This window comes from Myroides odoratimimus (genome assembly GCF_038039805.1).
Lineage (GTDB): Bacteria > Bacteroidota > Bacteroidia > Flavobacteriales > Flavobacteriaceae > Flavobacterium > Flavobacterium odoratimimum_B.
Window position 1 is genome coordinate 174,031 of record NZ_JBBPHK010000004.1, and the last position, 11,845, is coordinate 185,875.

9 protein-coding genes are annotated in these 11,845 nt (G+C 34.0%); 2 read left to right on the forward strand and 7 right to left on the reverse strand.

The features are described from left to right. Positions 1–84: 84 nt before the first annotated feature. Complete coding sequence (locus AABL85_RS05630; protein WP_341309439.1) at positions 85–1,407, reverse strand: DNA recombination protein RmuC; 1,323 nt, start codon at positions 1,405–1,407, stop codon at positions 85–87. A 179-nt stretch (positions 1,408–1,586) separates the two neighbouring features. On the opposite strand from AABL85_RS05630, the gene AABL85_RS05635 reads away from it, so the two are divergent. Then, a complete protein-coding gene (locus AABL85_RS05635) occupies positions 1,587–2,012 on the forward strand; it encodes a hypothetical protein (RefSeq protein WP_341309440.1) in 426 nt (141 codons plus the stop codon). A gap of 37 nt (positions 2,013–2,049) precedes the next feature. On the opposite strand, the gene carB is transcribed toward AABL85_RS05635, so the two are convergent. Together carB and rpmH are read right to left on the reverse strand one after the other, a co-directional pair. Continuing rightward, positions 2,050–4,902, reverse strand: a complete 2,853-nt coding sequence (carB, locus tag AABL85_RS05640) for a carbamoyl-phosphate synthase large subunit (RefSeq protein ID WP_341309441.1) — start codon at positions 4,900–4,902, stop codon at positions 2,050–2,052. Between the two features lie 147 nt (positions 4,903–5,049). Next, positions 5,050–5,211, reverse strand: coding sequence for a 50S ribosomal protein L34 (gene rpmH / locus AABL85_RS05645; RefSeq protein WP_006256972.1), 162 nt, complete (start codon positions 5,209–5,211; stop codon positions 5,050–5,052). Between the two features lie 257 nt (positions 5,212–5,468). Between rpmH and AABL85_RS05650 the strand changes: the two genes are divergently transcribed. Then, positions 5,469–7,517 carry an LTA synthase family protein gene (locus AABL85_RS05650; protein ID WP_341309442.1) on the forward strand — a complete coding sequence of 683 codons (2,049 nt, stop codon included), beginning with the start codon at positions 5,469–5,471 and terminating at the stop codon, positions 7,515–7,517. 31 nt (positions 7,518–7,548) lie between these two features. On the opposite strand, the gene leuB is transcribed toward AABL85_RS05650, so the two are convergent. From leuB to AABL85_RS05670, 4 genes are read right to left on the reverse strand one after another with little or no spacing between them, the layout of a single operon-like run. Beyond that, a complete protein-coding gene (gene leuB / locus AABL85_RS05655; RefSeq protein ID WP_131540618.1) occupies positions 7,549–8,667 on the reverse strand; it encodes a 3-isopropylmalate dehydrogenase in 1,119 nt (372 codons plus the stop codon). A 2-nt stretch (positions 8,668–8,669) separates the two neighbouring features. Beyond that, positions 8,670–9,254, reverse strand: coding sequence for a 3-isopropylmalate dehydratase small subunit (gene leuD / locus AABL85_RS05660; RefSeq protein WP_131540619.1), 585 nt, complete (start codon positions 9,252–9,254; stop codon positions 8,670–8,672). Further along, positions 9,238–10,641, reverse strand: a complete 1,404-nt coding sequence (gene leuC / locus AABL85_RS05665) for a 3-isopropylmalate dehydratase large subunit (protein ID WP_341309443.1) — start codon at positions 10,639–10,641, stop codon at positions 9,238–9,240. The genes leuD and leuC overlap by 17 nt, the downstream gene beginning before the upstream one ends. A 13-nt stretch (positions 10,642–10,654) precedes the next feature. Beyond that, positions 10,655–11,830, reverse strand: a complete 1,176-nt coding sequence (locus AABL85_RS05670) for a 2-isopropylmalate synthase (protein ID WP_341309444.1) — start codon at positions 11,828–11,830, stop codon at positions 10,655–10,657. Between the last annotated feature and the right edge of the window lie 15 nt (positions 11,831–11,845).

Here is an 11,845-nt window from a genome sequence, read left to right on the forward strand (position 1 = left end):
AAGGTAATCTATACTAAGTGTACTTTAAAATTTCTAATGATTTTTTAATAAAATAAACTTCTCTTAAGATTTTATCTATTTAAACTATAGGTTATCAATAGCATTATCTAAAATTTGTGAATCTAAGCTTTTCTTAGCTTTAGCTCCCATCTCTTTCAGCTTTTGCACAGAAGTAATCAAATTTCCTTTTCCTTCACTTAATTTATTGAAGGCATTGTCATATTCATTTCTAGATTCATCTATCTTTTTTCCCACTTTTTGTAAGTCAGTGATTAGTCCAACAAATTTATCATACAGCAAGCCTGCTTGTCTAGCTATTTCATAAGCATTCTCTTGTTGCTTACGTTGACTCCACATCGTTTCTATGGTACGCAAAGTCGCTAATAGAGTAGATGGGGTAACGATGACAATGTTCTTCTCAAAAGCTTTTGTATATAGGGTTTTATCTGCGTTAATTGCTATTGAGAAAGCTGTTTCTATTGGGATAAATAACAATACAAAATCAGGACTTGTTCCTTTGTAAAGTTCATGATAATTCTTTTCGGATAATCCTTCTATATGTCTTTTTAAAGATATTAAGTGTTCTTGTAAATAGCGCTTTTGTTCTTCTGTATCTACAGTATTGATGTACTGTTCATAAGCAACTAAAGATACTTTTGAATCTACTACCATATGTCTGTTGTCAGGTAAGTAAATAACGACATCGGGTTGTAATCTATTACCTTCTTCAGATGTATAGCTTTGTTGTGTTTCATATTCTCGACCTTTTTCTAGTCCAGACTTTTCTAAGACACTTTCTAAGATCATCTCCCCCCAGTTCCCTTGCATCTTGTTATCACCTTTCAGAGCCTTAGTTAGGTTAAGGGTTTCTTGACTCATCTTTTGGTTTAGCTGTTGTAAACCGAATATCTGTTGACGAAGTGCTGCATGATGATCAATACTTTCTTTATGTGTCTGTTCTACTTTTTGTTCGAAGTGTTGTATTTTCTCTTGTAGAGGAGATAATAGCGTTTCTAAGCTAGCTTTATTCTGTTTAGTAAACTTATCACTTTTTTCTTCCAATATACGATTAGCAAGGTTTTCAAACTCTTTTGTAAACTTTTCTTGAAGATTAGCTGTCTCTTGTTGTTGAGAGTCGAATTTTTCTAGAAGATTGTTGTATTCTGTGTCACGTATTGATATACGAGCTATTAATTCCTGATTGTCTAATCGGATAATCTCTAAGTTTTCTTCTATTGTTTTCTTTTCACTTTTTAGCTGATCTATTAGTTTATCTTTAAAGTCACTGTCTGCTTGTAGTCTAATAAGATCTCCGGAAGTGCTAGTTTCTTTTTTACCAGATTTACCAATGAAAAAAGCAATGATGATTAGAATAGCTAATAAGCCTATTAATATTTCTTGTGACATGATTTTTGACAATGAAGTTAGATAGTCAAAAGTAGTAAATAATGTCTGTATAACAGAGTGTAGTATTGCTATGGATTTTAGCAAAACTATATTATGGATATAAGTGTTTGTAATTTAGTTTTTTGTATTCTTAAATGTTATATATTTAATATCAGGCTATAATTTTAAAGATATTTATTATGAGAAACTTTTTATGTGTATGGTTATTATTTATGACCTCAAGTTTATTTGCTAATTCTTTTGTTTCTATTCATGTTAATGATACACTTATACAGAGTGATATTAAGCAAGAATCGAAAAGCAAAAAGAAAAGAGATTTAAAAGAAAAACTAACTCAGATGGATGGATATATTGCTTGTAATTTTACACAAGTGGATGAAACACAGTCTATAGCAGATGGGAATGTTTTTATGAGTCCTGAAGCTATGATAAGCCTTAAGAAGTTTGTGATGAAAGATCGAAATGTATTACTTAACTCTATTTTTATAATTTCAGCTTATGACTCTATAGAATTTGGAGAGTATGAGGTATGTGCAGGAGGTATTTATTATAAATATTATAATAGTAGAGTAGATAAAAGAGAAGGATACTCTAGAAATAAATAAAAAAAGCCCACTTGATAAAAGTGGGCTTTTTTTAGTATTATCTACTTAAGTACATTTTTCTACGAGAATAGATTTCATAGAATTGATCGTCTCTTAAGTTTTCGATAAACAAGATACTCTCTCCTGTAGATTTCATTTCAGGTCCTAATGCTTTATTTACATTTTTGAACTTGTTGAAAGAGAATACTGGAGTTTTGATTGCGTATCCGTTTAACTGTGGATTAAAGTCAAAGTCAGTTACCTTGTTGTGTCCTAGCATTACTTTCGTAGCGTAGTTTACATAAGGTTCTCCATACGCTTTAGCGATGAATGGAACTGTTCTAGATGCTCTAGGGTTAGCTTCGATGATATATACAATATCATCTTTAATAGCGAACTGAATGTTGATTAAACCAACTGTTTTTAAAACTACAGCAATTTTTCTTGTGTGGTCTTTAATTTGGTTTAACACATATTCACCTAAGTTAAATGGAGGTAACATAGCGTGGCTATCACCAGAGTGAACTCCACATGGTTCTATATGCTCCATAATACCGATGATGTGTACATTCTCACCATCACAGATAGCATCTGCTTCAGCCTCAATAGCTCCTGCTAAATAGTGGTCAAGTAATAATGAGTTACCAGGAATAGAGTTTAGTAATTCGATTACGTGCTCTTCTAATTCTTTTTTGTTGATAACGATCTTCATTCCTTGTCCTCCTAATACATAAGAAGGTCTTACTAGTAGAGGGAAGTCTAATTGGTCTGCTAGTTTATTTGCTTGTTCAGCTGTTTTAGCAACACCGAATTGAGGGAATGGAATATCTAGTTGCTCTAATAATTCAGAGAAACGACCTCTGTCTTCAGCTAAGTCTAATGCGTCAAAGCTAGTTCCTAAGATCTTAATACCATTCTTTTCTAGTTTCTCAGCTAGTTTCAGAGCTGTTTGACCACCTAACTGTACGATTACCCCTTCTGGTTTTTCGTGTTGGATGATGTCATAGATATGTTCCCAGAATACTGGTTCGAAGTATAATTTGTTCGCTGTATCAAAGTCAGTAGACACTGTCTCTGGATTACAGTTAATCATAATTGTTTCATAACCACATTCTTCAGCAGCTAATACTCCGTGTACACATGAGTAATCGAATTCGATACCTTGACCGATACGGTTAGGTCCTGAACCTAACACTACTACCTTTTTCTTATCTGTTACGATGCTTTCGTTAGACACATAACGTGTACCATCAGGTCTTTCGATTTCAGCCTCGAATGTAGAGTAGTAGTAAGGAGTTTTAGCAGGGAACTCAGCCGCACAAGTATCTACTAATTTAAACACACGTTGAATATTCATTTCATCACGTAATGTGTGAACTTTACTCTCAAGTGTATTTAGCATATGAGCGATTTGTCTATCAGCAAACCCTTTTTGTTTAGCCTCAAGTAATAAATCTTTCGGTAATGTTTCTAATGTATATTTAGAAATCTCTTTTTCTAACATGTATAGTTCTTCGTATTGTTTTAAGAACCACATGTCTATTTTTGTGATTTCGTGAATTCTACTTAATGGAATACCGTGTTGGATGGCATCATAGATTACGAAAACTCTATCCCAACTAGCGTTAGTAAGTTTATCGATAATTTGATCATAGTTAGTATATCCTTTACCATCTGCTCCTAAACCATTTCGTTTAATCTCTAATGATTGAGTTGCTTTGTGCAAAGCTTCTTGGAACGAACGTCCGATACCCATAACCTCACCTACAGATTTCATTTGAAGACCTAATGTTCTATCAGCACCTTCAAATTTGTCAAAGTTCCAACGAGGTATTTTAACGATTACATAGTCTAAAGTCGGCTCAAATAAAGCAGAAGTAGATTTAGTAATTTGGTTTTGTAATTCATCTAGTGTATATCCTAAGGCAAGTTTAGTTGCAATCTTAGCGATAGGGTAACCAGTCGCTTTAGAAGCTAATGCAGAAGAACGAGATACACGTGGGTTGATCTCAATAGCTACGATATCCTCTTTTTCATCTGGTGATACAGCGAACTGTACGTTGCATCCCCCTGCGAAGTTACCGATACTACGCATCATCTTGATTGATAGGTCACGCATTCTTTGGAATGTTCTATCTGATAATGTCATAGCAGGTGCTACAGTGATACTATCTCCAGTGTGGATACCCATAGGGTCCATATTCTCAATAGTACAGATGATTACTACGTTATCATTTTTGTCGCGTAATAATTCTAATTCGTACTCTTTCCACCCAAGTAAAGCTTTGTCAATTAAAACTTCGTGGATAGGAGAGGCTTCTAGTCCATACGTTAATAAATCGTCGAAGTCTTCTTCTTTGTGAACGAAAGCAGCTCCAGTACCTCCTAAGGTAAAAGAAGGGCGAATAACTAATGGGAAACCAAATTTTTGAGCGATCTCTTTTCCTTCTAAAAAAGAAGTAGCTGTACTTGCAGGAGCTGCAGGAACGTCTATCTTCTCTAAAAGTTGTTTGAATTGCTCACGATCTTCAGTGATGTTAATAGCGTTGATATCAACACCGATTAGGCGAACTCCGAAGTCTGCCCATATACCTTTCTCATCGCATTCTAAACATAAGTTTAGTGCTGTTTGACCACCCATAGTTGGTAATACAGCATCAATCTCTGGATGAGCTACAAGAATCTCAATAATAGATCTTGTTGTCAGTGGTTTTAAGTAAATATGATCTGCCATCGAAGGGTCAGTCATAATTGTAGCAGGATTAGAGTTAATCAAAATAACTTTAATTCCTTCTTCTCTTAAAGATCTTGCTGATTGTGAACCTGAGTAATCGAATTCACAAGCCTGTCCGATAATGATTGGTCCTGAACCAATGATTAATACAGTTTTGATAGAATTGTCTTTGGGCATTTTAATTGTGTTGTTATGTTAAATACTTCGTTGTGAATGAAGTAAGTTTAGTGTTGTTGTGTGTGATAGATGGTATGTTTTACGACAAAGTATAAAAAAAGGCGTTACAACTAATAGTAACACCTTTATTTATGTTTGAATCAAACATTATTTTTTATGTCTTGTTTCACAAGAAACAGTCAATTTATGTCTTCCTTTAGCTCTTCTAGCAGCTAATACTTTTCTACCGTTAGGAGTAGACATTCTATCCATGAAACCATGCTTGTTTCTTCTTTTTCTATTCGATGGTTGAAACGTTCTTTTGCTCATTGCTTTTATCTTTAAATCTTAATTTTACTAATCTAACTGGTTTATTTGAATTAGCTGTTGCTTAAAAACCGAGTGCAAATATATAAAAGTCTTTTTACTCTTACAAAACGTTTTTGAAAAATATTTTCAAACTTCTTTCTTTTACTTTAGAATGCAGGAATATAACTTCAATATTATTTAAAAATTATAAAAATGTTAATTTATTGTAAACTTATTTGCTAGTTTTGCGCATTGATAATTATTTAAGAATAGTGATTATGAATATAGATTTATATAAGAGAGTACTTAAGATAACTGGAGTGTATTTTATATTCTTCTTTTTGGTTTTTCTTTCTAGTAGACTTTTTTTCTTGTTTACTTATGGAAATTTTGAAGAATTAGCTGAGATAAAAGGTAGTGTATTGAAGGCGTTTATAGCAGGGAGTAGATTTGATGTATCTGCTGTTTGTTACGGTTTTTTACCTTTATTGTTATTTTGGATAGCTTCATTATTTATTTCTAAGAAAAGGTCTAGCAAATTTTTAAAGATTTATAATAATTTTTCTTTTATCATTTTATCTGTAGTTTTAGTTTTATTTCTATCGCTTATTATAATTGATTTTTACTTTTATCAATTCTTTCAATCCCATATCAATTTATTGTTTTTTGGTATTTTTTATGATGATACTTCAGCAGTATTAGACTCTGTGTGGAATGACTATCCTATTTTGAAGATTGTAGCTCTATATGTTAGTGTTATTTTATGTTTGATAGGAATATATAGACTTATAGTCAATCGTTATGTCAGAAGTAAAAGTAAGTCTACTATCAGAAAGATAGATTACTTATTATTACTAGTAATACCTCTGTTTTTTATAGGAATGCGTGGTTCTTTAGGAGAGTTTACTTTGCGTCGTGAGCATACAAATGTTTCTACAAATGAATTTGTCAACTCATTAGGGTATAATGCTATCTACAGTCTGAAATTTGCTAATTCAGAACGAAAGGATAATATAATTGTACCTGATATTGATAAAGAAATAGTTAACTCAGGCTTTAGCACGATAGACGATATTCATCGAGCATATTTAGAGACAAGAGAAGTGCTTTTTAATAATGACCTTACTACTAAAACTGCTCCTAATGTTTTTTTAGAAAAGAACCCTCCTAATGTCATATTTCTTCAGATGGAAAGTATGAGTAATCATTATTTTGAGATGAATACTAAGGAGTTTAATTTGATAGGGGACTTAAAAGATGAGTTACCTAATTTGTATTACTTTAAGAATGCTATGTCTGCATTTAATGGAACTATTCAGACTTTAGAAAATTTTATTATTGGTACTCCTAAGACCATTATTTCTCAGTCTGTTTATTTTGATACACCTTTTAGTACATCGGTAGCCATTCCTTTTAAAGAGAACGGATATGAAACTTATTTTTTAACAGGAGCTAATTTATCTTGGAGGAATATTGATAAGATGTTAGAGCAACAACATTTTGATCATTTGGAAGGAAATAATGCCATCTTAGAGTTTAATCCTAAAGCAGAACAGTTTGCATGGGGGGTACACGATGGCTATTTGTTTGATTATATTTTTAATACATTAAAGAAAAGAGATAATAAACCTAAGTTTATCTTTGGTTTGACGATTAGTAATCATACTCCTTTTGAGGTACCAAACAATTTTAAAGTACAACCGATTAGAATGCCAGAAGAAGTCAGAAAAAATATAAGAGTAGATGAAGCTACAGCTTATGCTAATTTTGCTTCTCATCAATATGCTGCTTCTGAGTTAGCTAGATTGATTAGGATGATAAAAGAGTCACCTTATGGTGAGAATACTATTATAGTGGCTTCAGGAGATCATAATATTAGACAGGTGTTTGAATATACAGCAGAGGATAGTTTTATGAAGAGAAGTGTACCCATTCTGTTTTATATACCAGAGAAGTATAAACCAGCCTTTTTTGATGAACATGTTTTAGCTTCACATAAAGATATTTTTCCTACTATATTTAATCTAAGTTTATCTGATGCGAATTATAAATATACAGGAGATAATCTGTTCTGTAGTACTGAGCCTTACAGATTCGCTCTTAATGATTATAACTATATAGCCGATTCTTTAGGGGTAGTAGCGATTGAGAATGATAAACCGTATTATTATACTTGGGTAGGAAGTGATAAGCGAAAACTGAAAGTACAACCAGAATTGGGAGAGCATGGACAATATATGCTGAGTAAAATGAAGACTTTTACTACTATGCAGACGATAAAAATATACGAAGATATACAAGCTCATCAAATGAGTAGAACGAAATAGTAAAGAGCTCCACTAAGGAGCTATTTACTATTTATATAATCGTTGATTTGTGATATGGGATATTATCTTTATATCTATATCCTGTTCTGTATCGTATATGATTACAAATATAATCACCGATGTCAGATGTAATAAACTTAGAAGTCTTGTCTAAGTCAGTAGTTAATACACCTGCATTAATACAGTGTAATACTGCATCCTCTATAGCTTCTGCAGCTTCGTGTTCACCTAAATGTTCTAACATCATGGCTCCACTTAGTATAGAAGCAATAGGATTAGCGATTCCCAACCCTTTGGCTTGTGGATAAGAACCGTGAATAGGTTCGAATAATGCACTTTCTTCTCCGATAGATGCAGAAGGTAATAAGCCAATAGAACCACCGATTACACTAGCTTCATCTGAAATAATGTCTCCAAACATATTTTCTGTTAGGATAACGTCAAACTGTTTTGGGTTTAAGATTAATTGCATAGCAGCATTATCTACAAACATAAAATCTAGTTCAACTTCTGGGAACTCCATAGCGATAGTCTTTACTACTTTTCTCCATAGTCTAGAAGTCTCTAATACATTCGCTTTATCTATAAGTGTAACTTTATTATTTCGTTGTTTAGCTGTTTTAAAAGCTAGACGAGCGATGCTTTCTATTTCATCTTGATGATACGAACAGATATCTACTGCTGACTTACCGTCAGCAGAAGTGCTTTTGTCTCCGAAGTAGATACCGCTAATTAATTCTCTATAAATTACCATATCAGTTCCCTGAATGATGTTTTCTTTTAAAGGACTTTTATTGATTAACTTTTGATACGCTTTTACAGGGCGTACATTAGCATAAAGGCCTAATTCTTTTCTAAGAGCAAGTAATCCTTGTTCAGGACGTATCTTTGCAGAAGGATCATTATCGTATTTAGGATCCCCAATAGCGCCAAAAAGCACAGCATCCGAAGCCTTGCATTTAGCTAATGTTTCCTGTGGCAAAGGATTATTTGTTTCATCTATAGCAATAGCTCCGATTAGTGCTTCGTGATATTGTAATTGGAATACATAGGTCTGTGCCGCTGCGTTTAATACTTTTATTGTCTCGTGGATTACCTCTGGGCCTATGCCATCTCCTGATAATACAGCTATATTGTATTTATTTATCATGTCTAGTAAGATTTAGTTTGTTCAAAGGATTTTATTGCATCCTTTTTAGCAATTAAGAAGTCTATATCATCATAACCATTTAATAAGCAGATTTTCTTATAAGGATCTAGTTCATAGTGTTCTTTTTGATTATTGACAGTAATAGATTGTTGTTCTACATCTACATCTATCTGTACACTAGGATTGTTTTGTACTTCATTAAATAAGTAAGAGAGGTATTCTTTACTTACCATAATAGGAAGTACACCATTGTTTAGCGCATTCGTTTTAAAGATATCAGCAAAGTAACTACTCACAATGACCTTAAAACCATAATCAGATAATGCCCATGCTGCGTGTTCTCTACTACTACCACACCCAAAATTGTTACCAGCGATTAATATCTCACCAGCGTATTTAGGATTGTTTAGAGAGAAGTCTTTTTTCTCACTGCCATCATTGTTGTATCTCCAGTCTCTAAATAGATTATCACCAAAGCCCTCTCTGTTTATACTTTTTAAGAAGCGAGCAGGTATGATCTGATCTGTATCTATATTTTCTATTGCTAATGGAGTAGCAGTAGATGTTATCTTAGTTAAGGCTTGCATATTCATTCATTTTAGAGTAAGTAATCTTTCCTTCTACTGCTACGATAGCGGCAGTCAAAGGGCTTGCTAATAAAGTGCGAGCTCCTTGTCCTTGTCTTCCTTCGAAGTTTCTATTCGATGTAGATACACAGAATTCACCTGAAGGTATTTTGTCTTCGTTCATTGCTAGACAGGCAGAGCAGCCTGGCTGTCTAATGATAAAACCAGCTTCTTGGAACACTGTGTCTAGTCCTTCTTCTTTAATCTGAGCCACTACTTTCTGTGAACCAGGTACTATTAACGCATTGATGTTTTTAGAAATTTGTTTTCCTTTAATATAAGAAGCAGCTACCCTAAAGTCTTCTATTCTAGCATTCGTACAACTACCTATAAATACGTGTTTAATCGGTATCGTATCAATAGCCTGACCAGGTATTAACCCCATATAATTAAGAGCCTTCTCTTCAGACTCATTTTTATTGAATGGAATGAACGTATCTATGTCTATTCCCATACTTGGGTTAGTACCATAAGTAATCATCGGCTTTATATCTTCAGCATTGAAGTGATACTCACAGTCGAATTTTGCATCTTTATCTGTTGGTAGCGTCTGCCAATATGCTACTTTTTGATTCCATTCTTCTCCTTGAGGCGCAAAGGTTTTACCTTTTACATAGTCAAAGGTAGTCTCATCAGGAGCTATCATTCCTCCACGTGCTCCCATCTCTATACTCATATTACATACAGTCATTCTCCCTTCCATACTCATCTCTTCAAATACGTTACCAGCATATTCACAGAAGTATCCTGTACCCGCATCTGTACCTACTTGAGAGATGATATATAAGATCACATCTTTTGGCTGTACGTGGGTATTAAGTTTACCACTTACGGTGATACGCATAGTCTTAGGCTTATTCATTAAGATACATTGACTAGCGAATACTTGTGCTACTTGGCTGGTTCCAATACCAAATGCAATGGTTCCAAATGCGCCATGAGTAGAAGTATGACTGTCTCCACAGACCATACTCATACCTGGCTGAGTAATACCAAGTTCGGGTGCGATAATATGCACTATCCCTTGGTATGGATGTCCTAAATCATAGTAAGTAATGTTGTTTTCCTTACAGTTAATTGCTAATTGTTCTACTTGCTGTTTTGATAAAGGATCTTGTATTGGTAATTCTTGATTTAGAGTAGGTACATTGTGATCCACAGTAGCGATGATTTGTTGTGGTCTAAAGACAGGGATATCTCTCTTCTTTAGTTCATCAAAGGCTTGTGGACTCGTTACCTCATGAATTAGATGCTTATCTATATATAATATATCCGGACCGTTCTCAATACTTTCTACGACATGGGCATCCCATACCTTGTCAAATAATGTTTTTGGTGTTTTATTCATTTTCTTTGTTTGTTTAGGCGTGTTTAATAATCTGGTTTTTTGTGTACATATTCATGATAGCAAATAAGTCTACTTCGGTTACTTCTTTTTTAGTATCTGCTACGCCTAAGAAATATTCGTATAAAGTATCTAGTTCAGTTTTAGTTACATCATATCCGATATTCTTGAAGCGATATGCTAAAGCTGACCTACCACTACGTGCTGTTAGAATGATAGAAGAAGCATCTATACCCACATCTTTAGGATCTATAATCTCATAAGTATCTCGTCGTTTAATCACTCCATCTTGATGAATACCAGAACTGTGAGCAAAGGCATTTGCACCTACGATAGCTTTATTCGGCTGTACTACCATTCCCATCGTAGAAGAGGTAAGCTGACTTAAGTGATTTAACATCGTTGTATTAATATCAGTATGAAAGCCTAGATTTTCATGTTGTTTTAAAATCATGACCACTTCCTCTAGAGCAGTATTACCTGCACGTTCACCTATACCGTTGATAGTACATTCTATCTGTCTAGCACCATTGATTATTCCGGCTATAGAATTAGCTGTTGCCATTCCTAGATCATTGTGACAATGACATGATAGGATGACGTTCTCTATTCCTCTGACATGATCTCTTAGATACTTGATTTTGTTTCCATAATCCGTAGGTAGGCAGTATCCCGTAGTATCCGGAATATTGATCACTGTCACCCCAGCTTGGATTACTGCTTCACATACTTTCGCTAGATAAGCATTATCTGTTCTTCCAGCATCTTCAGCGTAGAACTCTACATCATGCACATATTTTTTAGCATAAGCTACAGCTTCTGCTGCACGATCTATAATAGCCTCTTGTGTAGAGTTAAACTTATATTTTATATGTGAGTCAGATGTACCGATACCAGTGTGTATTCTTGGTCTCTGTGCATATTCTAGTGCTTTAGCAGCCGAATCTATATCTTTCGTATTCGCACGAGTAAGTGCACATATTTTAGCGTTTTTAACGATTTTACTAATCGCCTGAACAGCCTCAAAGTCACCAGGACTAGAAATAGGAAAACCTGCCTCAATTACATCAACACCTAATTCATCGAGTTGCTGAGCAATAGCCAACTTTTGTTGTTTATCTAGTTTACAACCAGGTACTTGTTCTCCGTCTCTTAATGTGGTGTCAAAAATCTCAATCTTTTCAGTTTTCATATTTTATGTTTTTAA